Source organism: Paraburkholderia sp. BGA-UO-ETr-F12 (assembly GCF_059567945.1).
Genome location: NZ_JCAQOZ010000066.1, coordinates 41,309 through 67,268 on the forward strand (window position 1 = coordinate 41,309; position 25,960 = coordinate 67,268).

The 25,960-nt window shown below is 62.0% G+C and carries 21 protein-coding genes and 1 riboswitch; of the genes, 14 read left to right on the forward strand and 7 right to left on the reverse strand.

The genetic code is table 11. The annotated features are described in order from the left end of the window. Nucleotides 1-9 precede the first annotated feature (9 nt). The 4 genes from AC57B6_RS33710 (at nucleotide 10) to AC57B6_RS33725 (ending at nucleotide 8,697) form a co-directional block, all read left to right on the forward strand. Entirely contained in the window at nucleotides 10-3,159 is a 3,150-nt protein-coding gene (locus AC57B6_RS33710) for an efflux RND transporter permease subunit (RefSeq protein ID WP_496422960.1), read from the forward strand. Continuing rightward, nucleotides 3,156-6,467: an efflux RND transporter permease subunit gene (locus AC57B6_RS33715; protein WP_496422961.1), complete on the forward strand. Its 3,312-nt coding sequence runs from the start codon at nucleotides 3,156-3,158 to the stop codon at nucleotides 6,465-6,467. The genes AC57B6_RS33710 and AC57B6_RS33715 overlap by 4 nt, the downstream gene beginning before the upstream one ends. Then, nucleotides 6,464-8,008, forward strand: a complete 1,545-nt coding sequence (locus AC57B6_RS33720) for an efflux transporter outer membrane subunit (protein ID WP_454805593.1) — start codon at nucleotides 6,464-6,466, stop codon at nucleotides 8,006-8,008. The genes AC57B6_RS33715 and AC57B6_RS33720 overlap by 4 nt, the downstream gene beginning before the upstream one ends. 230 nt (nucleotides 8,009-8,238) lie before the next feature. Continuing rightward, a complete protein-coding gene (locus AC57B6_RS33725; protein WP_106353074.1) occupies nucleotides 8,239-8,697 on the forward strand; it encodes a YjjA family protein in 459 nt (152 codons plus the stop codon). 177 nt (nucleotides 8,698-8,874) lie between these two features. Here AC57B6_RS33725 and AC57B6_RS33730 read toward each other — a convergent pair whose 3' ends face one another. Then, on the reverse strand, nucleotides 8,875-9,273 hold the full coding sequence (locus AC57B6_RS33730) for a MerR family transcriptional regulator (protein WP_496422962.1): 399 nt from the start codon (nucleotides 9,271-9,273) through the stop codon (nucleotides 8,875-8,877). Between the two features lie 86 nt (nucleotides 9,274-9,359). Here AC57B6_RS33730 and AC57B6_RS33735 point away from each other — a divergent pair, with 86 nt between their 5' ends. From AC57B6_RS33735 to AC57B6_RS33755, 5 genes are all read left to right on the forward strand, one after another. Continuing rightward, entirely contained in the window at nucleotides 9,360-10,268 is a 909-nt protein-coding gene (locus AC57B6_RS33735) for an alpha/beta fold hydrolase (RefSeq protein ID WP_496422963.1), read from the forward strand. A gap of 344 nt (nucleotides 10,269-10,612) precedes the next feature. Continuing rightward, nucleotides 10,613-10,758: riboswitch (cobalamin riboswitch) on the forward strand. 35 nt (nucleotides 10,759-10,793) lie between these two features. Continuing rightward, nucleotides 10,794-11,849, forward strand: coding sequence for a HoxN/HupN/NixA family nickel/cobalt transporter (locus AC57B6_RS33740; RefSeq protein WP_028198703.1), 1,056 nt, complete (start codon nucleotides 10,794-10,796; stop codon nucleotides 11,847-11,849). Nucleotides 11,850-12,052: 203 nt separating this feature from the next. Beyond that, nucleotides 12,053-12,433 carry a DUF2946 domain-containing protein gene (locus AC57B6_RS33745; protein WP_496422964.1) on the forward strand — a complete coding sequence of 127 codons (381 nt, stop codon included), beginning with the start codon at nucleotides 12,053-12,055 and terminating at the stop codon, nucleotides 12,431-12,433. A gap of 103 nt (nucleotides 12,434-12,536) precedes the next feature. Beyond that, the gene (locus AC57B6_RS33750; protein ID WP_052719706.1) at nucleotides 12,537-13,466 is read left to right on the forward strand and encodes a hypothetical protein; all 930 of its coding nucleotides are present in this window, start codon (nucleotides 12,537-12,539) and stop codon (nucleotides 13,464-13,466) included. Further along, nucleotides 13,467-13,844, forward strand: coding sequence for a copper resistance CopC family protein (locus AC57B6_RS33755; protein WP_025496215.1), 378 nt, complete (start codon nucleotides 13,467-13,469; stop codon nucleotides 13,842-13,844). Between the two features lie 305 nt (nucleotides 13,845-14,149). Here AC57B6_RS33755 and katG read toward each other — a convergent pair whose 3' ends face one another. Both katG and AC57B6_RS33765 read right to left on the reverse strand, forming a co-directional pair. Beyond that, nucleotides 14,150-16,411 (reverse strand): catalase/peroxidase HPI, encoded by a 2,262-nt coding sequence (gene katG / locus AC57B6_RS33760; protein ID WP_496422965.1) that lies wholly within the window; start codon nucleotides 16,409-16,411, stop codon nucleotides 14,150-14,152. 293 nt (nucleotides 16,412-16,704) lie between these two features. Then, nucleotides 16,705-17,583 (reverse strand): protein-L-isoaspartate O-methyltransferase family protein, encoded by an 879-nt coding sequence (locus tag AC57B6_RS33765; RefSeq protein WP_496422966.1) that lies wholly within the window; start codon nucleotides 17,581-17,583, stop codon nucleotides 16,705-16,707. A 21-nt stretch (nucleotides 17,584-17,604) separates the two neighbouring features. Between AC57B6_RS33765 and AC57B6_RS33770 the strand changes: the two genes are divergently transcribed. The 4 genes from AC57B6_RS33770 to AC57B6_RS33785 all read left to right on the forward strand — a co-directional run bounded on the left by AC57B6_RS33770 (nucleotide 17,605) and on the right by AC57B6_RS33785 (nucleotide 20,846). Further along, nucleotides 17,605-17,877 carry a hypothetical protein gene (locus AC57B6_RS33770; protein ID WP_420910249.1) on the forward strand — a complete coding sequence of 91 codons (273 nt, stop codon included), beginning with the start codon at nucleotides 17,605-17,607 and terminating at the stop codon, nucleotides 17,875-17,877. A 97-nt stretch (nucleotides 17,878-17,974) separates the two neighbouring features. Next, complete coding sequence (locus AC57B6_RS33775; protein ID WP_030103306.1) at nucleotides 17,975-18,196, forward strand: hypothetical protein; 222 nt, start codon at nucleotides 17,975-17,977, stop codon at nucleotides 18,194-18,196. A 424-nt stretch (nucleotides 18,197-18,620) separates the two neighbouring features. Then, nucleotides 18,621-19,787, forward strand: a complete 1,167-nt coding sequence (locus AC57B6_RS33780; protein WP_496422967.1) for a porin — start codon at nucleotides 18,621-18,623, stop codon at nucleotides 19,785-19,787. A gap of 561 nt (nucleotides 19,788-20,348) precedes the next feature. After that, nucleotides 20,349-20,846: an acyl-CoA thioesterase gene (locus AC57B6_RS33785; protein ID WP_025496208.1), complete on the forward strand. Its 498-nt coding sequence runs from the start codon at nucleotides 20,349-20,351 to the stop codon at nucleotides 20,844-20,846. A 99-nt stretch (nucleotides 20,847-20,945) separates the two neighbouring features. Here the strand turns inward: AC57B6_RS33785 and AC57B6_RS33790 are convergent, their stop codons facing one another. From AC57B6_RS33790 to AC57B6_RS33805, 4 genes are all read right to left on the reverse strand, one after another. Next, entirely contained in the window at nucleotides 20,946-22,418 is a 1,473-nt protein-coding gene (locus AC57B6_RS33790) for a sensor histidine kinase (RefSeq protein WP_030103308.1), read from the reverse strand. Between the two features lie 72 nt (nucleotides 22,419-22,490). Then, nucleotides 22,491-23,465 carry a response regulator gene (locus AC57B6_RS33795; RefSeq protein ID WP_178369777.1) on the reverse strand — a complete coding sequence of 325 codons (975 nt, stop codon included), beginning with the start codon at nucleotides 23,463-23,465 and terminating at the stop codon, nucleotides 22,491-22,493. Nucleotides 23,466-23,733: 268 nt separating this feature from the next. Continuing rightward, nucleotides 23,734-24,297, reverse strand: a complete 564-nt coding sequence (locus AC57B6_RS33800; RefSeq protein ID WP_028198698.1) for a TonB family protein — start codon at nucleotides 24,295-24,297, stop codon at nucleotides 23,734-23,736. A 73-nt stretch (nucleotides 24,298-24,370) separates the two neighbouring features. Continuing rightward, nucleotides 24,371-25,009, reverse strand: coding sequence for a CGNR zinc finger domain-containing protein (locus AC57B6_RS33805; protein WP_496422968.1), 639 nt, complete (start codon nucleotides 25,007-25,009; stop codon nucleotides 24,371-24,373). Between the two features lie 177 nt (nucleotides 25,010-25,186). Between AC57B6_RS33805 and AC57B6_RS33810 the strand changes: the two genes are divergently transcribed. After that, entirely contained in the window at nucleotides 25,187-25,894 is a 708-nt protein-coding gene (locus tag AC57B6_RS33810; protein WP_030103309.1) for an alpha/beta fold hydrolase, read from the forward strand. Nucleotides 25,895-25,960: the final 66 nt, after the last annotated feature.

The window sequence follows — 25,960 nt, forward strand, 5'->3', positions numbered from 1 at the left end:
CGTGCGCCGATGAATATTTCCCGCCTGTTCATTCTTCGACCGGTCGCCACGCTGCTGCTGATGATCGCCCTCGTGCTGGTGGGCCTCGTCGCCATGCGCGTGCTGCCGGTTTCATCGCTGCCCAACGTCGACTATCCGACCATCCAGGTGCAGACGTTCTATCCGGGCGCGAGTCCGGACGTGATGGCCACCACAGTCACGGCGCCGCTCGAAGTGCAGTTGGGCGAAATCCCCGGCTTGCAACAGATGACCTCATATAGCTCGGAGGGCGCGTCGGTCATCACGCTGCAGTTCGATCTCTCGCTCGACCTCGACATCGCGCAGCAGAACGTCCAGCAGGCTATCAATGCTTCGAACAGCTACCTGCCCTCCGGCCTGCCCGCGCCGCCGACGTATGCCAAGGTCAATCCGGCCGACCAGCCGATCCTGACGCTGGCGGTCACGTCGAAATCGATGTCGTTGACCCAGCTCGAGGATGTCGCCAACAACCGTCTCGGCACCAAGATTTCCGAAGTGTCGGGCGTGGGCGTGGTGACCACGAGCGGTGGCAATGTGCCGGCCATTCGCGTCGAAGCGGACCCGCACAAGCTGGCCGCCTACGGCCTGAATATCGACGATCTGCGCACGCTGCTCAGCTATGTCAACGTCAGCCAGCCGAAGGGCAATTTCGACGGCCCCGACCTCGATTACACGATCAACGGCAACGATCAGATCAGCGATCCGAAGGACTATCTGAACACGGTGATCGCCTACCAGAACGGCGCCCCGGTGTTCATGCGCGACGTCGCGCGGGTCAGTCAGGCGGCCCAGGACGTCGAGCGCGGCGCCTGGTACAACGGCTCGCCGGCCATCGTGCTCAACGTCCAGCGGCAGCCGGGCGCGAACGTGATCGCCACCGTCAATCAGATCATGAAGCAGTTGCCGCAGCTCGAATCCACGCTGCCGGCCGGCATGAAGGTGACCGTGGTGTCGGACAGCACGGGTGTGATCCGCTCGTCGGTTGCCGACGCGGCGCTCGAACTGATTCTCGCCATTGTGCTGGTGGTCGCGGTGATCTTCGTGTTCCTGCGCAATGTGCCCGCCACGCTCATTCCGAGCGTCTCGGTGCCGGTGTCGCTGATCGGCACCCTGGCGGTGATGTATCAGTTGAACTACTCGATCGACAACCTCTCGCTGATGGCGCTCATTATCGCCACCGGCTTCGTGGTCGACGACTCGATCGTGATGATCGAGAACGTCGTGCGTTATCTGGAGGAAGGCCGCACACCGCTCGAAGCCGCGCTGGAGGGCGCGGGCCAGATCGGCTTCACGATTCTGTCGCTGACCATCTCGCTGATCGCCGTGCTGATTCCGCTGCTCTTCATGGGCGGGGTGATCGGGCGTCTGTTCAGCGAATTCGCAGTCACGCTCGCCGTTACCATCGTGATCTCCGCGATCGTTTCGCTGACCGTGGTGCCGATGCTCTGCGCGCGCATGTTGCGCGCGCAGGCCGACCGCCATCCGAGCCGCTTCGAGCGGATCAGCGAAGGCCTGTTCGACAAGACACTCGGCGCCTATGAACGTGGCCTGCGCTGGGTGCTGGATCACCAGGTGCTGACGCTCGTCGTGGCCATCGGCACCGTGGTGCTGACCGGCATCCTGTACGTGGTGATTCCGAAGGGGCTCTTTCCGGTGCAGGACGTCGGCGTGATCGAGGGGATCAGCGTGGCCGACAACTCGGTGTCGTACGCGGCGATGGTGAACCGCCAGGGCGCGCTCGCCGATGCGATCCTGAAAGACCCGGATGTCACCTCGCTGACCTCGTACGTGGGTATCGACGGCACGAACTCGACGCTGAACAACGGTCGCTTCCTGATCAATCTTCGCGATCACGACAAGCGCTCCGATACCGCGCAGGAGATTGCCCGGCGTCTGCAACAGGAAGTCGCGCAAGTGCCGGGTGTCAGGCTCTACATGCAGCCCGAACAGGACCTGACGCTCGACACCACAGTCTCGCCGAACCAGTACAGCTTCGTGCTGCGCGGACCGAGCCAGCAGGCGTTCCAGAAGTACGTGCCGGAACTGGTCGCGAAGCTCAAGCAGATCCCGTCGCTCGCCGACGTGCAAAGCGACATGAATAGCGACGGCCTGAGCGTGAACGTCGAAGTCAACCGGCAACTGGCGGCACGCTTCGGCATTACGCCCGCGACGATCGACAACGCGCTCTACGACGCGCTCGGCCAGCGGATCGTCTCGACCATCTTCGAGCAGTCGAGCCAGTACCGCGTGATTCTCGTCGCCAAACCGGAGTCGCTGCCGAACGTGCAGTCGATCGGCAACCTGTATCTGCCGAGTCAGACCAGCAGCACGGGCCAGGTGCCGCTGTCGGGTATCGCAAAGATCCAGATCACGAAGTCGCCGCTCGTGATCAGCCATCTGGCGCAGTTCCCGTCGGTCACGATCTCGTTCAATCTCGCGAAGGATGCGTCGCTGAGCACGGCGGTCAAGGCGATCCATCAAGCCGAACAATCGGTGAATCTGCCGCCGTCGATCACCTCGTCGCTGCAGGGCGCGGCGCAGGCTTTCGAAGACTCGCTGTCGAGCGAGGTCTATCTGCTGATCGCGGCACTGGTGGCGGTGTATATCGTGCTCGGCGTGCTGTACGAGAGCTTCATCCATCCGGTGACGATTCTGTCCACCCTGCCCTCGGCGGGTATCGGCGCACTGCTCGCGTTGATGATCGCCGGGAGCGACCTGGATGTGATCGGCATCATCGGCATCGTGCTGCTGATCGGTATCGTCAAGAAGAACGCCATCATGATGGTGGACTTCGCGCTGGACGCCGAACGCAATCACGGCAAGCCTCCGCGCGAAGCGATCTTCGAGGCGTCGCTGCTGCGTTTCCGGCCGATCCTGATGACGACGCTGGCCGCCATGCTCGGCGCACTGCCGATGCTGCTCGGCTCCGGCACGGGTTCGGAATTGCGGCGGCCGCTGGGGCTCGCCATCATCGGCGGTCTGACGCTGAGCCAGATGCTGACGCTTTTCACCACGCCGGTGATCTATCTGTTCTTCGACAGAATGGCCGAACGCACGAGACGCTGGCGCAACCGCAACAAACCGGACAATTCGGATAAGCCGGAGGATTCGCCTCGCGGCGACGCGGAGGAAGCGCCTTGAACATCTCGGCGTTATTCATCCGGCGCCCCGTCGCGACCACGCTGCTGGCGATCGCCATTCTGATCTCCGGTGCGCTCGCCTACTTCCGGCTGCCGGTTGCGCCGTTGCCGAACATTGCCTTTCCGGTCATCGTGGTGCAGGCGAACATGGCAGGTGCAAGCCCGGACATCATGGGAACCACGGTGGCCGAGCCGCTCGAGCGGCGGCTCGCCACCATTGCCGACGTCGAAGAACTGACCTCGATCAGCTCCGTCGGCTCGTCGCTGATCGTGGTCGAGTTCGGTTTGAAACGCGACATCAACGGCGCCGCGCGCGACGTCGAAGCGGCTATCCAGGCCGCGCGCGCCGACTTGCCGACCACGCTGCGCAGCAATCCGAGCTATCGCCAGTACAACCCGGCCGATGCGCCGATCATGGTACTCTCGCTCACGTCCGACACGCTTACCAAGGCACAACTCTACGATTCCGCCGATTCGGTCATCCAGCAGCAGCTCTCGCAGGTCCAGGGGGTGGGTCAGATCACGCTCGGCGGCGGCGCGCTGCCCTCGGTGCGGGTGGAATTGCAGCCGGGCAAACTGAGCAGCTACGGTATCGGTCTCGAAGACGTGCGCGCGGCAATCAGCGCGGCCAATGCCGACAGCGCAAAGGGCCATCTCGACGAGGGCGATCAGCGCTACGTGGTCACCTCCAACGACCAGATCACCCATGCTGCGCCCTACCGCGACCTGGTGGTCGCCTACCGCAACGGCGCGCCGGTGCAGTTGCGCGACGTGGCCGAGGTCAGGGATTCGAACGAAAACATCCGCAATGCCGGCCTCTTCAACGGCAAGTCGGCCATTCTCGTGATTGTGTATCCGATGCCTGGCAGCAATGTCGTGAGCACCGTCGCGCAGATCCGCAAGGTCCTGCCGTCGATCGAGGCGACACTGCCAAGCAGCGTGCATGTGGGCGTCGCGATCGACCGCTCGGAATCGGTCAGGGCGTCGGTGGGCGACACGGAGCGCACGCTGTTTATCGCCGTGCTGCTGGTGGTGGGCGTCGTTTTCATTTTCCTGCAATCGCCGCGCGCCACGCTGGTGCCGGCAGTCGCGCTGCCGGTCTCGATCGTGGGCACCTTCGGGCCGATGTACCTGCTCGGCTACAGCATCGACAACCTCTCGCTCATGGCGCTGACCATCGGCACCGGCTTCGTGGTCGACGACGCGGTGGTGGTGCTGGAAAACATCGTGCGTCACATGGAGTTAGGGCTCAGCCCGAAAGAGGCCGCCTTGAAAGGCAGCGGCGAAGTGGGCTTCACCGTAATCTCGATGAGCCTCTCGCTGATCGCGGTGTTCCTCCCCATCATGCTGATGCCGGGCGTGGTCGGCCTGCTGTTCCACGAGTTCGCGGTCACGCTGTCCATCGCGATCCTGATTTCGCTGGTGATTTCGCTGACGGTCACGCCGGCCATGTGCGCCTATGTGCTGAGCCGCGAGAACGCCGGACATTCGAAAGCGCGTTGGGCAATATGGGTCGAAAAGCAGTTCGATCGTTTCAAGGAGGCCTACGCGCGCTCGCTTACTGCAGTCCTGGACCATGCACTGCTGGTCATCCTGCTGCTGGTCGGCCTGCTGGTGGCGAACGTGTTCCTGTTCAAGCTGGTGCCGGCCACCTTCTTTCCCGAGCAGGACACCGGCATCCTGATCGGACAGATCATCGCCGACCAGAGCATCTCCTTTCCGGCGATGCAAAAGAAGCTCACGCAATTGCAGGAGATCGTGCAGAAGGACCCGGCGGTGGCCTCGGTGGCCGGCTTTACGGGCGGCCGCGCGCTCAATACCGCGAACGTGTTCGTCGAACTCAAGCCGCTGGCGGAGCGCCATGCCACGGCCACCGAAGTTGTGAACCGTCTGCGGCCCAAACTGAATGCAGTGTCGGGCGCCCGGCTCTTTATGCAGGCGCAGCAGGATCTACGCATCGGCGGACGGCAATCCGCCGCCGAGTATCAATACACCCTCACCAGCGACGATTCCGCCGCGCTGTTCAAATGGACGCCGCTACTCGTCGCCGCGCTCGGCAAGGAGCACGGGCAGTTGCTCGACGTGAACTCGGACTTGCAGCAAAACGGGCTGCAGACCTACGTCACCATCAATCGCTCGACGGCGGCGCGCTTTGGCTTCGCGCCGAACCAGATCGACAACGTCTTGTATGACGCGTTTGGCCAGCGCACGGTGTCGACCATCTACAACCCGCTGAACCAGTATTTCGTGGTGATGGAAGTGGCGCCGGACTACTGGCAGTACCCGCAAACGCTCAACCAGATTTACCTGAGCACGGCGGCGGGCAACCCCAGCGGCACCGCCGGCACACAGATGCCGGGCACCACGGTGTCGGGCGTGACGGTGGCGACCGAGGCCAGCACGACGACGAACGCACTCAACTCGAACGCGCAGGCCAACGCGACCACCAACAGCATCGCCAACAGCAAGGGCGGCAGTTCGACCGGCAGCGCGGACAGTACCTCCGCTGAAACCATGGTGCCGCTGTCGGCGCTGGCTTCGTTCTCGAACAGCCATACATCGACTCAGGTGAACCACCAGAGCGGCCTCGTGGCTGCGACGATTTCGTTCAACCTGCCGGCGGGCGGTTCGTTGAGCAACGCGGCGGTGGCGATCAACAACACGATCCGCGAGATCGGCATGCCCGCGAGCATTCACGGCTCGTTTGCCGGCGCGGCGGCGGCCTACTCCCAGTCGATGGGCACGGTGCCGCTGCTGATTCTGGCGGCACTCGGCGTGGTGTATATCGTGCTCGGCGTGTTGTACGAAAGCTCCATCCACCCGCTGACCATTCTGTCGACGCTGCCGTCCGCGGGCATCGGCGCGACGCTGGCCCTGCTGATTTTCGGCACACCGTTCTCGGTGATCGCGATGATCGGCATCATCCTGCTGATCGGTATCGTCAAGAAGAACGGCATCATGATGGTCGACGTCGCAATCCAGTTGCAACGCAGCGAAGGCATGCCGGCGAAGGAAGCGATCCACTCGGCCGCCGTGGTCCGTCTGCGGCCGATCATGATGACCACGTTCGCGGCCGTGCTCGGCGCGGTGCCGCTCGCTATCGGCATCGGCCAGGGCGCGTCGCTGCGCCAGCCGCTCGGTATCACCGTGATGGGTGGCCTGATCCTGAGCCAGGTCTTTACCCTGTACACGACGCCGGTGATCTACCTCTACCTCGACCGTTTGCGTTTCAAGCTGGTCAGATGGTCCGCGAACCTGCCATGGAATCGCGACACGCAGCAACCCGGACAACCGGATACGAAGGCATGACGATGAAGATTTCCCGTAACCGCTTTGGCCGCTCTGGTCATGTTGGCCTCGTTGGCGTCATTGGCCCACTGCGGCCCCTGGCCGTCGCGACGCTGGCCCTGCTGACCGGTGCCTGCACGGTCGGCCCCGACTACCACCGCCCGCCGGTCAACGTGGCCGCCACCTACTCGGAGTTGCCGGGTTGGACCCAAGCCGAGCCTTCGGCCGAGAAACCGAAAGGCGACTGGTGGACGGCCTTCAACGATCCGCTGATGGACCAGCTCGAACCACTGGTGTCGGTATCGAACCAGACCGTGCGCGCGGACTATGCGAACTATCAGGAAGCGCTTGCAGAAGTGCGGTTAGCGCGCGCCAGCCTGTTTCCGACCATCGGCGTAACCGGTTCGGGCACCAAGGCGCGTAGCGCGGTCGGCAATGTGGCGCGCGTGACGAACTCGGGCTCGCTGGAAGGCAACGTCAGCTGGGCACCCGATCTGTGGGGCCAGGTGCGGCGCACGATCGAAGAAAACGCCGCGACGGCGCAAGCGAGCGAAGCGACGCTCGCCAATGCGACGCTCTCCGAGCAAGTGGCGCTGGCCACCGCAATCATCGAACTGCGCACCAGCGACGCCAATATCGACCTTCTGCAGAAGACGGTCGCGGCCTACCAGCACTATCTCGACGTTGTATCCGATCAGGATCAGGCGGGCACCATCGCGCCGTCCGACCTGATCACCGCCCGCACCCAACTCGAGACCGCGCAGTCCAGTCTGATCGCGCTCGGCGTGGCGCGCGCTCAATATGCGCATGCGATTGCCGTCCTCGTGGGCAAGAATCCGGAAGAGTTGTCGATCACGCACAGCACCGCGATGCCGACGCTGCCGGGCGTGCCGGTGGGTGTGCCGTCGACGCTGCTCGAGCGGCGGCCCGATATCGCTGCTGCCGAGCGCAGGATGGCGGCGCAAAATGCGGCGATCGGCGTGGCGGTATCGGCGTATTACCCGGAGATTTCCCTATCCGGGCTGGCCGGCTTTACGCAGTCGCCCTTATCCGGTCTGTTCAAGGTGGCCAACTACGTCTGGTCGCTGGGCGGCAGCGCGACCGAAACGCTTTTCGACGGCGGCTTGCGCAGCGCCGACGTCGACGCGGCGAAGGCGGCCTACGATTCAGCCGTCGCCACCTACCGGGGCACGGTGTTGACGGCATTCCAGAACGTTGAAGACGATCTGAGCGGGTTGCGAATCCTGGCCGAGCAATCGGTGGTGCTGGAGACGGCCGTGAAAGACGCAACCCGTGGCGCCGAGATCGCGTTCAACGAGTATCAGGCCGGGACAGTGGACTACACGACGGTGGCCACCGCGCAGGCCACCCAGTTGAGCACTCAGCAGACCGCGCTGAATGTTCAGGAAACGCGCCTGCTGGACACGGCCTCGCTATTCGGCGATCTGGGCGGCGGCTGGTCGGCGGATCAGTTGCATGATCCGCGGCATCCTGAGAAGCAGACTGCGCCTGCGCAGACCGGCAATGCGACGGCCGGGAGTGTCGACGCGAAGGCGCAGTGATCTCGACGTGCAGCGCGGGGCGGCCCCGTCAGCCCTTCACCCCGCGAATGCTTCGGCGCACGCTTGCCGATTGATCGGGCTGCGTGACCGGCCCGCTATGCGTCGTGTTCGAGGCCCCGCTGTCAGGTAATGGATGCATGTTGGGTAGCGCGATTGGGGCGCCGAGTCTGCCGCGGGTGGGAAAAGAACTATAGTAAAGAGGATTTCCAGCCATCCGAAGGAGTTCGAGTATGAAAGCACGTACCTATCGCGCCACCGCTACCGGGATTCTGATCGCCGCGTTGCTACCTGTCTGCGCTGCCCAGGCGCAGCTCGGAAACCTGCTCAACCAGAGCGGAGGCGGCGGGTCGTCCGGTGGTCTGGGGAGCCTTGGCGGCGTGGGCAGTGCGCTGTCGGGTCAGTCATTGACCTCGGGCAGCACAAGCAACGTGGCGGGCGTACTCGAGTTCTGCATCAAGAACAACTATCTCAACGGCAATAGCGCGTCTTCGGTCAAGGACTCGCTGATGAGCAAGCTTCCCGGCGGCTCCAGTTCAGCCTCGTCCGACAGCGGCTATACCAACGGCGCCAAGGGCATCCTGAGCAGCGGCAATGGCCAGCAACTGGACCTGAGCGGCGGTGGTCTGCAGCAACAGGTCACGAAGCAGGTCTGCGACAAGATTCTCGCCCAAGGCAAATCCCTGCTGTGATCCGGCAGCGGACCATGCTCGTGTCGGCGCGCGTACTCGACAAAGCCGATGGAATGCCCACGCTGCCCAATGTGAAGTTCTACGCGTTCGCGAATACGACTTCGGTGGCCGCGCGTGAATTGATCTCCGCGGTCGAGAAATCCGGCAGACACACTGGGTTTTCCATGCCTGCGCGCGTCAATCGACCGGCGGAACCACGCCTTCCGACAAGGTCTTGATGAGCCTGGTGCGACGCCGTTCAAGATCCGCGATCTGACGATCGATAGCGGCGAGGCGTTGCCGCTGAACGTCGGTGATCTGGTCGCACGACCGGGCGCCTTCGGTCAACAGCATGCAGTCCGGGAACCCGCGAATATCCTCGATGGTGAAACCGGTCGCGATCATGCGCTGGATCTGCCTGACCTGCGCGACCGCCTTTTCGGGAAACATGCGGTAGCCGTTGCTCGCTCGCACCGATGCGAGCAGACCGTGTTCGTCGTAGTGCCGTATCGACCGCACGCTCGCGCCGGTGCGCTGCGAGAGCTCGCCGATGGTCAGCACGATGGTCGGCAATTCGTGTGCGGGCATCCTGTTCATGAAAAACAGCTTAGCACAAGCCGCTTGACTCTCACATCAGTGTGAGGGTTGAGACTGGCTGAACTGTCAATCATGAGGAATATGCCATGCGCGCCCGAATTTTCAGTAACGTTTTGATTGCCGCCGTCGCGGCGAGCACCCTCCTCTCGTTCGTACCCGCGGCGGCCGCCGGTTCGACGAACTATATGGTTGCATCGAAGGACGGGGTCAGGCTGGCGGTTCAGGAAACCGGCAACCCCGACGGCCCGCCGGTCATTCTGATCCACGGTCTGCTCGGCAGTCGCCTGAACTGGGACGCGCAGGTGCAAAGCCCCGCATTGCGCCAGTACCGGATCATTACGTACGATCTGCGCGGCCACGGTCTGTCGGACAAGCCCACCGGCGCAGTGCCGTATCACGACGGCCGCCGCTGGGGCGACGACCTCGCGGCCGTGATCAATGGCTCGCACGTGAAGAAACCCGTCGTGGTCGGATGGTCGCTTGGTGGCGTGGTGATATCCAACTACCTCGCAGCCTATGGCGATCGCGCCATCGCCGGTGCCGTGTACGTGGATGGCGTGGTCGAACTGACGCCCGGCCAGCTCGTGGCACACCCCGAGGTCTACCGGGACATGAACGCCCGTGATCTGAAGACGCATCTCGACGGCGAGCGCAGCTTTGTCGGACTTTGCTTCAACCGGCGGCCTGATGCCGACACGTTCGCCCGGCTGCTCGCCAACGCCGCGATGGCGTCCTGGGACATGCAACGAGAAGTCCCTACGATGACGGTGTTCGCCGCCGAGGGTCTCGGCAACGCGCATGTGCCATTGCTCTTCCTCTACGGCGGCAAGGATTCGCTGGTCGATACCCACGCGACGCTTGCCCGCGCCACCGCGCTCAATCCCCGCGTCGTCAGCAAGGTGTACGCTGAATCAGGCCACGCGCCGTTTATTGAGGAGCCCGATCGTTTCAATCGCGACCTGGCCGAGTTCGTCAGAACGGCTACCGGGCAATGAAGACCGAGGTACTGCCCGCCCTTGTGCCTTTGTGCCTTTGCCTCGCGGCGAACCGTCTTGCGGATGCCGGATAAGCGCCCGGGCGTGAACGATCCTGCATCCGCATGCACCGTCATGGCGCCCATGCCCAGCCGTTACGCATGTTGCGCCAGACAGGTGCATGCCGGCAGCACATGGCCTCGTTTGCCGTGTCGGCTGAAATCCCCATGGCAACAGCGTTCTTCGCCTGACCGCATCAGAGGTGGCATGACTCTTGTGCATGTTTCTCAAACTCTCATACAAAAGCGGATGCCGGATGCACGAATATCGATTACGACGCAAACCATACTTGCCGCTCAACGCGCCCGCATTGTATAAGCGTCAGGCATCACCTTGTCAGGACGGAAAGTGAAGCCGGTGAGAATCCGGCACGGTCGCGCCGCTGTATCCGGTTGGGCAGTCTCACGATTGCTGAACCGGGAGTCAGACCTCTTGTCGACCTGCTTCTCCCTCAAATGGGACGCGCCAATCCCAAGGACCTAACCGATGATTTCTCAGTTTGCCAAAGTTTTCAGTGACTCGAGTACGGAGGTGCGAAGCAAGCTCTTCGGCATCTACAGCCTGTTAATCGCGCTCAATGTGCTGGCGTGGACATGGGCCGTCGTGGCATTCCGCAACCATCCGCTGCTGCTCGGAACCGCGCTGCTGGCCTATGGTTTCGGATTGCGTCATGCCGTCGACGCCGATCACATCGCCGCAATCGACAATGTCACGCGCAAATTGATGCAGGAAAAGAAGCGGCCTGTGGCGGTGGGCTTCTTCTTTTCGCTTGGCCATTCAACGGTTGTCGTGCTCGCGTCCGTCGCCGTTGCGATTACGGCATCCGCCATGCAAACGCGTTTCGATCATTACAAGGAAATTGGCGGGGTCATCGGAACCCTGGTGTCGGCGCTGTTTCTGTTCGCGATCGCGCTCATGAATCTGATCATTCTCAAGTCGATCTATAGCGCGTGGCGTCACGTCAGAAACGGCGGCAAATATGTCGAAGACGATTTCGACATGCTGCTGGCGGATCGCGGCTTTCTGTCCCGGCTCTTTCGCCCGCTGTTCCGCCTGATTACCCGCAGCTGGCACATGTACCCGCTGGGCTTTCTGTTTGGCCTGGGATTCGATACGGCAACCGAAATCGGCTTGCTAGGGATCGCCGCAACGCAGGCCTCCAGGGGTCTCTCTCCATGGGCGATCATGGTGTTTCCCGTCCTCTTCAGCGCCGGCATGTCGCTGATCGATACGCTTGACGGACACCTGATGTTAGGCGCTTACGGCTGGGCCTACCTGAAACCGATCCGCAAAATCTACTACAACATGACCATCACGCTGGTGTCGGTCATCGTGGCCGTCGTGATTGGCGGTATAGAAGCGCTGGGGCTGATCGCCGACCAGTTGAAGCTGCAAGGTCCGGTGTGGGATGCCATCGGCACGCTCAATGAAAATTTCGGAACGCTCGGCTACATCATCATCGGCATCTTCGTTCTTAGCTGGATTGCGTCGGTCCTGATCTATCGGGCAAAGCGTTTCGACGAACTGGAAGTGAGCCGCTAACGGCACGCGTCAGTCCGCCCGGGATTCGAGCGGACTGACGGCATCGAAAGCGTGACTTCGCACGCTCGTAAGCCGGTTGTAACCCTGCGCTGAAATTGGTAATAGCGCTACCTTGGACATGTGAAACCTTGTATCTTTGGCTGAGTAGCCGCGTGGCATAATCAGCGCCTCGCTCTTACCTGTATGCGTGCTCCGTTCTCAGCATGTTTCGCTCGCGCCTCCTGAAGATTGGCAACCTGTTCGGATTGCTTGCGATCCTGATGAGCACGCTTGCGCCAACGGTTTCGCAGGCGCTAGCAGCACATAACCGGCTGGGCGAAGCACTCTCGAGCTACTGCACCGCGGAGCCGGACACCACGCCGCTCGCGCATGCCGGCAAGTCGTCGCACTCCTCAGCATTCCACTGGCAAGCGTGCGCCTACTGCGGCATGCTTGCTCATGCACCGGTATTGCCGGGCACGCCGGCGGTGTTTGCCGCCACGCAATTGGTCGTGCGTGCGCCGGTTGTCGCCACGCGCAATGCGCTCCACGTCCCCCTCTTCTACACCGCGGCCCAGCCGCGTGCGCCGCCTGTCTTTTCCTGAGTCGACCTGTACCTGAACAGAATCCGCGCTGTGCGAGCAGTCGTGGCGTGTCGCCGCACGCACGCGCTGCGCGGTATCAAGACAATTGGAGAAGGACTCAATCATGCGTAAGCTTTTCAAGCGGCACGCGGCGCCCGCGCGCGCCGCTCTGATGGCGGCGGCCGGCGCCGCCGCCTGCCTTGCCGGTTCGCCGGCTGCTTCGGCCCATTCGGTCGTCGGCGATCGGGTATTCCCCGCCACCTTGACGGTCGACGACCCAGGCGTCGGCGATGAATTCGACACCCAGTTCGGCCATATCAAGACGCAGGACGACAACGGGGACAACATGAACGTCAACACCGTCTCCTACGAGTGGGACAAGCTGATCACAAAGAATCTCGCGTTCAGCATTGGCAGCAACTACGTCACGCAGAACGCGCCGAACGGCGGTTCGGCCAAGGGCTGGGACAACCTCAGCGTGGGCGCGAAGTACATGATCTACGCCAATGCGCGTCACGAGTTCATGGCGTCGATAGGACTGCTCGCGGAAATCGGCGGCACCGGCGCAAAATCGATCGCCAACGCTTATTCCACGCTCACGCCAAGTTTTTATTTCGGCAAGGGCTTTGGCGACCTGCCTGCCTCACTTGGCTACCTGCGTCCCTTTGCCGTGACGGGGGAGATCGGGCCGAACCTGACGACTACCTCATCCGACAATGGTCCGAACTCGCTCGGCTGGGGTTTGACGTTGCAGTACAGCATTCCTTACCTGCAATCTCAGGTGAAGAACCTGGGCATCCCGCAACCGTTCAGCAACCTGGTGCTGGTCGTGGAAGCGCCGATGAGCACCTGCACGGCCGGCGCATGCGCCGGTCAAACCACCGGCACCGTCAACCCAGGCGTGCTCTGGCTCAACCGTTACGGACAGTTCGGCGTCGAAGCGCAAATTCCGGTCAATCACCAGAGCGGCAATCACGTGGGCGTGCTATTCGACGCCCATCTGTATTTCGACGACATCTTCCCCAACTCTCTTGGCAAGCCGCTCTTCAATTAAATGAAAACCTCTCTTCTGAACTCATTCACAGCACGTGGCCTGGTTGCCGCGTTCGCGTTGACTGTCGCGCAACTGGCGCATGCTCACGCGTATCCGACCCATCAGGCGCCATCCGCCGGTTCCACGGTGACCACCGCCCAGAAGGACGTGACGATCGACTTTGACGACGGTCTGGAACCGGCATTCAGCTCGATTACCGTGACCGATGCAAAGGGCAAACCGGTGACGAGCGGCAAATCCGTGGTCGATTCTTCCAACAGGAAGCACATGTCGGTAGCGCTGAACGCACTGACGCCGGGCGATTATTCGGTCGCATGGGTGGCGGTCGCGGAAGATGGGCATCGTACCCAGGGGCACTACAGCTTCAAGGTGAAATAACGGTAGCCCCGCGGCTCGCACGATATCCAGAAGCTGCCCGGCCTTCTCTTCAGTCACGGCCAGAATGATCTGCACCGGCTGATCGTCGAGCCTGAGCATCAGCGCATTAGCCGACTTCGTTACCCAGCTTGGGGGCCGTTGTGTTCCCGGTTACGTATCAGCGTGGGAATTGCGCGCGAGTTCCGACGCAGCCGGGATCCCGGGCTATGACTGCGAGGCGGAAACTGCGGCACCAAACGGCAACAGGGAAACCCGGGTCCCGCCAGGCCAACAAGCCCGGCGGGACCCGCACCTGCTCAAAAGATTCAGGCGAGATCGAACCGGTCGAGGTTCATCACCTTGGCCCAGGCCGCAACAAAGTCGCGGATAAATTTCTCCTGCCCATCGTCACTTGCATAGACTTCGCCCAGCGCCCGCAACTGGGCATGCGAGCCGAACACCAGATCGACACGGCTGCCGGTCCATTTCACTTCGCCGGTCTTGCGATCACGCCCTTCGAACGTCTCGTTGGCCGCTGAAACCGGCGTCCATTCCGTACCCATGTCGAGCAGGTTGCGGAAGAAGTCGTTGGTCAGTGTTTCCGGCTGCTTCGTGAACACGCCATGCTGGTTCTGCCCGGCATTCACATTCAGAACGCGCAGGCCGCCGATCAGCGCCGTCATCTCGGGTGCGGTCAAAGTCAGCAATTGCGCCTTGTCGATCAGCAAATCCTCAGCGGAGACACCGAGCTTGCCTTTGAGATAGTTGCGGAAACCATCGGCGACCGGTTCGAGGAACCCGACCGATTCCACATCGGTCTGCTCTTGCGACGCATCCATGCGACCGGGCGCAAAAGGCACGCTCACCTTATGGCCTGCTTTCTCCGCCGCCTTCTCGATGCCGGCGTTGCCTGCCAGCACGATCAGGTCAGCCAGCGAAACTTTCTTGCCACCGGACTGCGCGCCGTTGAATTCGGCCTGGATGCCTTCCAGGGTCTTCAGCACGCTGCCCAGTTGCTCGGGCTGATTGACCGGCCAGTCTTTCTGCGGCGCGAGGCGAATGCGCGCGCCATTGGCGCCACCGCGCTTGTCGGAACCGCGGAAGGTGGAGGCCGACGCCCAGGCGGTCGTGACCAGTTGCGAGACGGACAGTCCGGAGGACAAGATCTTCTGCTTGAGCGAGGCGATATCCGCTTCATCGACCAACGGGTGATCGACCGCCGGAATCGGGTCTTGCCAGAGCAGTTCTTCAGACGGCACTTCCGGGCCCAGGTAACGGGCGCGCGGCCCCATGTCACGGTGGGTCAGCTTGAACCATGCACGGGCGAACGCATCGGCAAGCTGATCGGGATTTTCGAGGAAGCGCCGCGAAATCTTCTCGTAAGCAGGGTCGAAGCGCAGCGAGAGATCCGTGGTGAGCATCGTAGGCCGCTGCTTCTTTGCGGGGTCGAACGCATGCGGAATCGTTTCGCCGCCGTCCTTGGCGACCCACTGATTGGCGCCCGCGGGGCTCTTCGTCAACTCCCATTCGTGGCCGAACAGGTTCTGGAGGAATCCATTGCTCCACTGCGTCGGCGTGCTGGTCCAGGTGACTTCCAGGCCGCTCGTGATCGCGTCGGCTCCGCGACCGGTGCCGAAGCTGTTCTTCCAGCCCAATCCCTGATTTTCCAGGCCCGCAGCCTCCGGCTCCGGCCCCACGTTGCTGGCGGGACCCGCACCGTGCGTTTTGCCGAAAGTGTGGCCGCCGGCGATCAGCGCGACCGTTTCCTCGTCGTTCATCGCCATGCGCCCGAACGTTTCGCGAATGTCATGGGCCGCTGCAAGCGGATCGGGATTGCCGTCGGGGCCTTCCGGGTTCACATAGATCAACCCCATCTGAACCGCGGCCAGCGGGTTTTCCAGCACACGCCCATGCTCGTCGCGGCTGGTTTCGCTGCCGTGCAATTCTTCGTCGGCGACGATCACGCCTTCGTCGTCCTGCTTACCGGCTGCACCCTTGCCGTAGCGGACGTCGCCGCCGAGCCAGGTTTTTTCGTTGCCCCAATAGACGTCGAGATCCGGCTCCCACGTGTCCTCACGGCCGCCGCCAAAGCCGAAAGTCTTGAAGCCCATGGTTTCCAGCGCCACGTTGCCGGTCAGGATCAACAGGTCGGCCCAGGAAATTTTCTGCCCGTACTTCTGTTTGATCGGCCATAGCAGCCGGCGGGCCTTGTCGAGACTGACGTTGTCCGGCCAGCTATTGAGCGGCGCGAACCGCTGCTGGCCGCGCCCGGCGCCGCCGCGGCCGTCGCCCGTGCGGTACGTACCGGCGCTGTGCCATGCCATGCGGATAAAGAGCGGGCCGTAGTGACCGAAGTCGGCCGGCCACCAATCCTGCGAATTCGTCATCAGCGCGGCGAGGTCCTTCTTCACCGCGGCGAGATCGAGGCTCCTGAAAGCTTCGGCGTAGTTGAAGCTGTTGTCCAGCGGGTTGGACTTGCTGGAGTGCTGGCTGAGCAAATCGAGCCGCAGTTGCTTTGGCCACCAGTCACGATTCGTCGTGCCGCCACCGGCGGTATGGTTGAACGGGCACTTTGCTTCGTTTGACATGCGCTATCTCCTTGAGAGGACATACCCACTTGGTCTGCTACCGCATCCGGCTCCTGGGGTGCGCCGCCGAACCGCGTCGGCGGGCTGGCCGGAAGTCACATAGTGGGCGCTTTTTGTGTACCACTGTTGACTACCCGACGCGCATACGCTTCATCCGATAACGATGTCATCGCATGCATGGGGCGAGCTTGCCTCGCGTCGGCAAACGACTGCAACTTAAAATATACGTGCGACTGGGCGTCAATTGAATGCGATTCTCGCAATGCCGTTGATAGGTCTCGACTATAGCGCGATCAGCCGTAAGCGAGTGCCCAGCGTGCCCCGCGCAGCCAGCATCGCTCGTCCGCCAGGTCGCCGGTGCGGTACAGGCGTGTCACGCGACGCCAGCCGCCCTTCTGAAAGGCGGCGTCGAGCCGGGCTTCCGACGCGTCATCGCGCCCTCCTTCGCACGGGTAAAGGGCGACGGCGGAGACCCACGCGGCGAGATATTCGTCGCCGGCGCGTTCGATTCGGAATACCACGCCGTAGTGGGACATGGCGGGGGACACGGCGGCGCCCCGGGCAGGCGGCCAGATATTCTCCGTCGTGAGGGGAAGAATCAGCCTGCCGCCGTCGTTTAAACGGTCGAGCCAGATGTCGGCGGGATGGGTCACGCCGGCGTTGACATAGATGACGTCGGCCGGATCAAAGGGCATCGAGAAGCCGTCGCCCTGAAGCACCTGAACGTTGCCGACATTCGACAGATTCGCAGCCGCGCGCGCGGCCAGACCGGCATCGAATTCGATGCCGGTGACCCGGCCTGCGGGACCGGCAAGGCAGGCCATGATGGCCGTGTAGTAACCGACACCCGCGCCGATATGGACGACGTGGTCGCCGGCTCGAATCCCGGCGCTGGCGAGAAGCGGCACATGGTAGGACGGCATGCCGTTATTAAGGCCGCGCTCCGGGATGATGCCGATCAGGACATCGGCATAGACACGGGCGGGATCGTCGTCGGGCGTGGCAACGTAGCCGGCGGGACACAGGATGGGCCACGGTCCGGGGCCCAGATAGCGTTCGCGTTCGACAGCCGCGAACGCCGCCTCGATGCCCGGGTTGGCGATACCCGCCAATGCCATCAGCCGCCGGGCGTACGCGCGGCGGACTTTGGCAAGCTCCTGCTGACTATCCATTTACCGACCTGCCGGTGCGACATGGCGATTTACGCCACCCCTTTCAGGTTAGCCGAAAGTAAAGGCAAACGCTCGCCCGCCCGGATCCAGAAATTCGATCGGGAACGTGTGATCGGCGACCTCGCCGGCTTGCCGCAGGAGTGGGCAAAGACGCTGCCCGGTGACGGTGCCGGTGCCGTCGGCAGCGACGTCCGTGCCATGCGCATTGCCGGGCGCCGCGCTCTGAGCGGGCGTCGAACGCCAGACTCGTGTCCGCGCCGCGCATTGATGTGTAAACCAGACTTTCTACAATGAATCTACCGGCACATGGGGCGCCAGATTGCCTGAAGAATCTCTCCCGCCGGTGATCGTTGGCTGGAGGCCGCGCGTTCGTCTCGCGCAAGGATTCCACATGAAATCTGAACACCTGGAAGCGCATGAAGAGCCGGAGGAAACGACGGCAAGCAAGGTGTGCGTCGCGCTTGCGGCCATCGGCACATTGATGGCGGTTTTCGGCATCGCCATTTGCGTATTCGGTCTCGTCGAGTTCAATCAGACGAAGGTTCTGATCGGCGTGTGCGTCATCGTGGTATCGACGATCGCCTACATTCTGATGCTGACGGGAGCCAGGTGAAAAGCAGCGTGCGCCCTGCTCCGGCAACTGACGTCGCGGGTTGCCCGCCGGTACCGGGCTCCCTGTATGTGTCATAAAGGCGACAACTTTCTTTTAAACTGCTTCTAAACTGTTTACGGATAGATGACGGCTCGATATATTCCGTCAAACACAACGGGATCGACGTTTCGCTTCACTCAAAGACGCCACACGCCGGATGGATTCGCCGATGCTCCGGCGCTTCCGTCACCCGCCGGTGACGACCTCGCATAACGAGGTTTTTGCTGCGCGCCCGTTCGATCGCACCCTCCCGACATTGACCTCATTCCTGCGCGGCCTCGCGCGGCTTTGTCGTGGGCGCTCGGTCCGCATCGCTTGCCAACCTGGGTCCACGCCGTGCTCTCGGAAACACGCGGCATGGACACCTTAAAAGAAGAAGGAAAAAATGAAGAAGACTCTCCTCGCCACCGCTGTCCTCGGAAGCATCTCGCTCAGCGCTCATGCACAAAGCAGCGTCACGCTGTATGGCCTGATCGATGCCGGTATCAGCTACGTGAACAACGCCCGTGCCGGTACGAGCCATGACAACCTCGTCAAGTACGACGACGGCGTGGCATCGGGCAGCCGTTGGGGCCTGCGCGGCACCGAAGATCTGGGTGGCGGCCTGAAGGCGCTGTTCGTGTTGGAAAACGGCTTTAACAGCGGCACGGGTGCCGCGGGCCAGGGCAATTCGATGTTCGGCCGCCAGGCATACGTCGGCCTCTCGCAGAACAACGTCGGTTCGCTGACGTTCGGTCGCCAGTATTCGTTCTCGACAGACTATCTGGGCGGCAACTACTCGACGGGTGGCCAGACTGTCGCTGGCAACTACGCTTACCACATCAACGACGTGGACCAGTTGACGTCGAGCCGGATCAACAACGCGGTCAAGTTCAGCAGCGCGAACTTCTCGGGCTTCACGTTCGGCGCGTTGTACGGCTTCTCGAACCAGGCTGGCGCATTCGCAGGCGCACCGGCAACCGGCACGGCCGCGGCACCGGTCGCAGGTTCGTCGCGTGCATACAGCTTCGGCGTGAACTACGCGAACGGCCCGTTCGCCGCGGGCGCGGCGTACACGGACATCCGTTATCCGAGCCAGGCAACCACGACGCAATCCTCGACGTCGATGGCCAACGTCACCACGGGCACCATCCGCGATCTGCGCACGTTCGGCGTGGGCGGCCGTTACTCGATCGGCGCGGCGACGATGTGGGCGTTGTACACGAACACGCATTTCACGCCGATCACGGGCGGCTCGACCACCTTTGCCGCGTACGAAGCAGGCGCGAAGTACGCATTCACGCCGGCACTGACGGCGGGTGCGGGCTATACGTACATGCATCTGAGCGGCGCCCGGGCAGGTCACTGGAACCAGGCCGACTTGAGCGTCGACTACGCACTGAGCAAGCGCACGGACGTGTATGGACTGGGTATCTACCAGATCGCGTCGGGCCGCAACGGCACGCAGGATGTACAGGCGCAGATCGGCTCCAGCACGAGTTTCTTCGGCCCGTCCGGTCCGGGTGCGGACAACCAGCTGGCATTCCGCGTCGGCGTGCGTCACCGCTTCTGATGTCCATGTCTGAGCCGGTTTGAGCGGGTGTGAGCGGGTGTGAGCGGCAAGGATCCGCTCTCACCACCGTCCGGACATTGCATTGAAGCCCCGTCGATACCCTGAAGCGACCGCGCCGAACGGGTGTCGACGACAAACGGCTCCTGCCTCCCATCACGACGATGACTGAGCATCAAGGTCGAGCGCGGCCTTGCGGACAGCCGCGGCATGGCGCATGGGGCGTCGGTGGCAAGGCGTATTCCAACGTCGAACTGGGCGAGGCCATACAACGCGGCGCCAATTGATGCGCCGCTGACGCATTACGGAAAATGCGCCGGGCATAGCCACGATGCACGCATCGAGCTGGTTGCTCTGCCCGGCCGGCACTGCTTTCGTGTCGCCCGGCAACGGCGCGCCGCCCCGGTCAATAGACGATTCGCATACGACAGCCTTTTTCTGCACGGCATGTTTGCCAGCCAATAGCCACGCCACCCCTATCCCCAAGAGAATGGGATGTGCCTGCCATATAGGGAGGCATGCGTGGCTGCCGCAAGCAGCCATTCCTGCAAAAAGGAAAATCGTATGTTGATGCGTGACGCAATCCCTACCGCCCTGACACGCGGATCCGCTCTTCTTTCGCAAGACCCGATTAGCCCGTCCTCGCTCAAGACCTTCCACCATACGTTCGACATTTACCTGAAAGACTCGAACGCGTTCATGAATACGTATTTCTCACGCTACTTCGAGTGGCAAGGTGTGTGCCGCGAGCGGTGGTTTCATGAATGCATACACAACGATCTGCTGGGCTCGGACGGCATGTTCGTGACCAAACGCGCGCACCAGGAATACGTCCACGAAACGTTCCCCTTCCAACGCGTGGATTGCTATCTGAACACGGTGCAGGTCAAGCAGTGCTCGGCCTATCTGCTGTTCCGCTTTTGCGTGGATGGCCGTGAGGTTTCGCAGGGCTATCAGCAGATCCTGTATGCCGGACGGGACCGCAAGATCAGGCGCTTCCCGCAGGGCATCGTCGAACGGGTCAAGGAGTATGAACTGCCATGGACGGCGTTAGCCGCCTGATCTCGACAACTAACTTTCGCCGTTTATTTTTTTCGCCGGGTTTGTCGTGGGAGTTCACCGCTATCTTTCACCGCCAACTTCCACGCCTGACCTTGACCACTAACCTCCAACGCTAGACTTCACCTTTTCTTTCACCTTTTGCCGCCGGCGCAAAGAACGCGCTGGCGGTTTGTTCAGTGCGCGGTCCGCCGGCGAGCCCGGTACCGGCAAGCGCACGGTGAACGTGGTGTGTGCACCGCGCGTCGAACTGCATTCGATACTGCCGCCCAGAAGCTCCGCCGCGCGGCGGCAGAATGCGAGCCCCATTCCCGCACCGCTTCCATGCCGCTTGGTGGAGAAGAAGGCGTCGAAGATATGGGGCAGCACGTCGGGCGCGATGCCCGGCCCCGTGTCGCGGAATCGCAGCACGCAGAAACCATGCTCCTGAACCGCGCTGATCGCGATCTCCCCCTCGCCGCTCACGTGAATCGCGTGCAGCGCGTTTTTCAGCAGGTTGAACAGGACAAAAACCGCCAGCGTGTCCGAACCCGAAAAGCATAAGCTTGCGTCGATCGGCGCCACGCTGACGCGGGCACGTTCGTCGCCACGAAATGGATATCGCTCGAGCGCCGACGCCACACATTGCTTCATCGAATGAGGCGTAAAGCGCGTGCGGTCCAGACGATCCAGCGTGAACGAAGCGAGTGCCATTTCGACCATCGCGCTGGTGCCCGAGACCTCCCGCCTGATCGCCGTGGCGAGCTGGCTGACGCGTTCTGTCTGCCCGGAATGCTCCTCCTGATCGTCGTAGAGCCCGTGCGTGACTGCCAGCCGGTAGCCTTTGAAAACGTGCGACCACACGCTGGCGATCTCGTCGGCATGCATCGCGATCGTCGCCAGCGGCGTGGCGATTTCGTGCGCGATCGTCGCGGCGATCGCATAGGGATGAATCAGGTGATAGCGGACGATCGTGATCGCGAGAAGCCCCAGACTGAGGGCAACAAACAATACCCCCGGGGGATAGAACGGATAGCCGTAGTTGACCGCATAGTCGACTGCCGCAAATGAATAGACACAGAGGCTCGCCAAACAGAGATCGAGGCGCCGGCGCGCTTCGGCGCCGGCCTGCTTGCGGGCCGCGAGCAGAAGCTGTCCGCTGCGCCCGGCCAGCAATATGGTCTGCAGTACGTGCAAAGGATGCAGCGGCCCGGCGCTCGGGTAGTAGCCAAAGAAGTAGTGCCGGTAGCCGGAGACGACTTCATCGCCAGGCAGCAGCACAGTGAAGACGAGGCACAAACCGTAAGATGCGAGCAATATCGGCCGCTCGCGACGCCTTGCCGCCACCTCCGTCACGAAGTGATAGAAGGTGGTAGGCAGGAAGAGAATGAAGAGATAACCGACCCGAACCAGCACGCTTGCAATGTGAGGGTCCCGCGTCTGGAACAGCAGGGTCCAGGTCCCCTGCCATGCGAATGTCGTCGCGCACATCAAAAGAAACGGCGCCGACAGACGCGTCACCCCTTGAGTGATGAGTACGTAAAGGCCGAACACCACGAACAGCGCTGACACAAAGGCGGTCGGAATGGCGTACATGTGGCTCGATGTGTCGGGAAACGTTGGTCTGTTACGGCATTTTCAAAGCGGCTATGCGGTTTGGCTAATTCCTCATAGATGGGCCTGCAGATTGCGGCCACTACGCCATTGCGAAAACGTCAGCGTGTCCAGACCCAGGTCCGTGGAATCTATTCTGGTCCAGCAATAGAAAACGTCGTCCCAGCCAGGGATGCTTTGCGGCTTTACCGTCCTGAATGCCGCACCGGGACGAAACGCCAGATTCGGCCAGAAAACCGGCATCGACTCGCGGACCGCCATCTGCTTGAGCAGATCCGCCGGCCCGCTTTCGTCGGCCACGATCTCCGCCTGCGAGATCCAGTCGTTCTCTGCCCATGCCTGGAAAACGCTTGGGTTGCCCGCACGGTCGAACATCAGGATCGCGTTCTGTTCCGGACGCCAGTAATACTCGACGATACCTTCGGCGGCGACCACCGCGTCGATCACTTGCCTCGTTCGCGGATCGCAATAGGTCATGCCGTTATCGCCCAGGCCCAGCCAGCCCGACTCCGAACAATGCCTGCTTCTGGCGTCTTTTAGAAAATGGACCAGCCTGTTGGCTGAATCAGCATCTGTTTTTCTCAGATAAAGATCGACAATGCCGGCATTGAAAGCCTTTACTGCAACGGTTTCGTCGGCGACACCGGTCAGGAGCACTTTCGCGCAACGCAAATTGGATATTGACGAAAGGAATTCGACTCCGCTCAGTCCGGGCATATCGTAATCGACCACCACCGCAGCCACCTCTGAAAACCGTGCATCCCGGGTCAGCACGTCCCGCTCCGCCGAGCTTTCGACAAACCGCTCGAGGCCGGTCTCGGTCAGACCGGCTGAAGCCGGCGCAAACGCCAGCGAATTCTCACGGGCGTGTTTGCGGATGAAAGCGAGCGCGGTTTGAGGCCGCGTGAAAAACAGATTAGTGGAAATATCCGGAAAGAATCGGCGCAACGCGTCGAGGTAGCTGTCGCTGTCGTCCACGAAAACGACGGATGCCGGATAGAAAACGGGGGGTCGAATAAAATTGTTCATGTCTTTTACGTGGAATATATGGCGTGCCTTGCACCGGCTTATAAGCCGGTTTCTCTCACACTGGCTCCCGGGCCGATTCCGCAGGACCATATAGTACCGGGGTCTTTGCATTAACGTGCAAACTTGCGGGGGCTTTCCGTCATAGTATGCGAATGGAATAGTTTGAATTTAATCGGGCTGAGCCGACTATTCTGCCGCCGTCGCGCAGAAATGAAGATGTCAGATTCAGGGATTGACTTCAACCCGCCCTTCGCGATGCGCAGCGGCGCTATCGGCACGCGGTGACGCCGTCTACCGTGGTGCAATGACGTATCGACCAATGGCTTTCGCCCGTGAGTCCCGTGCTGCCGCCGATGCCGGGCGGGCGCGGTTGAGGCCTGAAATGAAGGTCGATTCTCGAAAAAGTATGCGTGGCCGGCGCCGCGGGTAACGGCGCGACAGCCGCGATCGCGCGTTGTACCGCCGCGTCCCACGCCGGATTGCCGCTGGAGTGCATCGGCGCAATTGAATCGATCGAACCGTCCGCGTTGACGCGAATAGAAATAATCGCTTCCGGGTTGTCCGCAACGTTGCGTGAATCGACGACCAGATTGCTGGCCAATGCGCAACCCACATAGCCGCGCCATTGCAATCCGGTCAACTGATCGAGCGCCGGTGTCGGCGCGCCGCTCTGCGTCACGCGTGCGAGGCAGCGGCTGGCCACGTCGGTCGCCGATGGCAGCGGCGGACCCTTCTCATTTTGCAGATCCGTTGACGTACACGCCGCCAATAGACACAGCGGACCCAGCACGGATGAAGCAAGAGCAAGCAGCCAGCGATTGTTGTTATTCATCTGCGGTTCCACTTGTCGGCCATTCAGGGTGCGTGGTTCGCAATTGGCGCGCACCGCGCACCGACCCCGAAGCTTACACCTGAGCGCTGCCCTGTTCCCTGAGCCGCTTGCGGTGAGCCGCAACCTTCGCACGGTTGCCGCACATCGCCATGCTGCACCAACGACGCGCGTGACCGCGCGTGTGATCCGCAAACATCAACGTGCATCTGGGGCCTTCGCACGCTTTCACGTAGGTGAAATCCTCCTCGCATACCAGCCTCGCCAACACCTCGGCGATCGGCATCAGTAGCGACTCGGGCGATTGCCAGCGGCGGCTCGCGCGCAACTCAAAGCGCGTCGCACCGTCCGATGCGTTCGTCACGATTTCGCCGTGCTGGTGATCCTGCGCGAGCAACTGATTCAAGGGCTCGATCTCACGCAGATCTTTGGCAGCCAGCGGCCATCCCTTCCGCTTCTGGACAAACCCCCTGAACCATTCGCGCAGTTCGCGCGCGCGCGCCGCCAGCGCATCGAGTTCGGCCGGGCTCGACTGGCTGCGCATCGCCTCGAGGACAGTGCGGGGCACTAGCGCCGCCTGGTCCAGCCAGGCAAGCAAGCCTTCGCCGTCGCTGATCCAGTCGACGGCTTCATCGACTGGCGTTGCAACCGAGTTCAGGAAATCGAGGCCCGGCGCGTCGGCCACCAGTATCGCGAGAGTCTGACGGTAGTCCATTTCTCATGACGGATGTGAGGTGACGATGACTGCATCGTAACCACTAAAAACTCACTTGACAAGTTACATCGTTCGTTTGTAACCTCTAAATAAAGATTTATCAGGTTACACAGCATGCACACCAACCGGATGCGCATGCATACCAGGCAGCACCCAGATCCATCAAAGGAGCGAGAAATGTCGATCGGCAATGTGAGCGCGGTGCTGGTGCACGGCGCGTGGGCTGATGGCTCAAGCTGGAGCAAGGTGATTGAACGCCTGAAGGCAAATGGCATACACGCGGTAGCGGCCCCCTTGCCGCTCAGTGCTTTGCACGAGGACGTGGCGGCCCTCGAAAGAACGCTGGAGCGCATCGACGGTCCGGTTGTCGTCGCGGGGCATGCCTACGGCGGCGCGGTGATCGGCGCGACACGCGCCGACAACGTCAAGGCGCTCGTCTATATCGCCGCGCTTGCGCCTGCCGAGGGCGAAACGGTGAGCGACGTGTTCTATCGTTGTGAAGCGCACCCGCTGGCACCCAAACTGGCGCCGGATCGGCACGGCCGGATATGGTTGCCGGAAGAAGCGTTCGCAGCCGCGTTCGCACAGCACGCGAGCGTGCAGGAGTTGGCCGTGCTTAGCGCGGTTCAACGTCCCATTTCGGTTTCATGCATCGGCGAGACGCTCGGGCGTCCACTCTGGAAGGACCGGCCGAGCTGGTTCCTGAGCGCCGGGCAGGACCGGATGATCAATCCCAACACGCAACATTTCATGGCACAGCGCATGAACGCGCGCGTGCATTCACACGAGGTCGATCACACACCGATTGTTACGGCCCCTGACCTCGTTACCGACGTCATCGTCGAAGCGGTCCAGGCCGCCTCGGCCTCCCTGTCAACTCGTTAGGAATACCTAAAACCGATCGCACCTACAGGCTCTCGCCGCCCGTCATTTCCCAAATCAGGAGTTAAG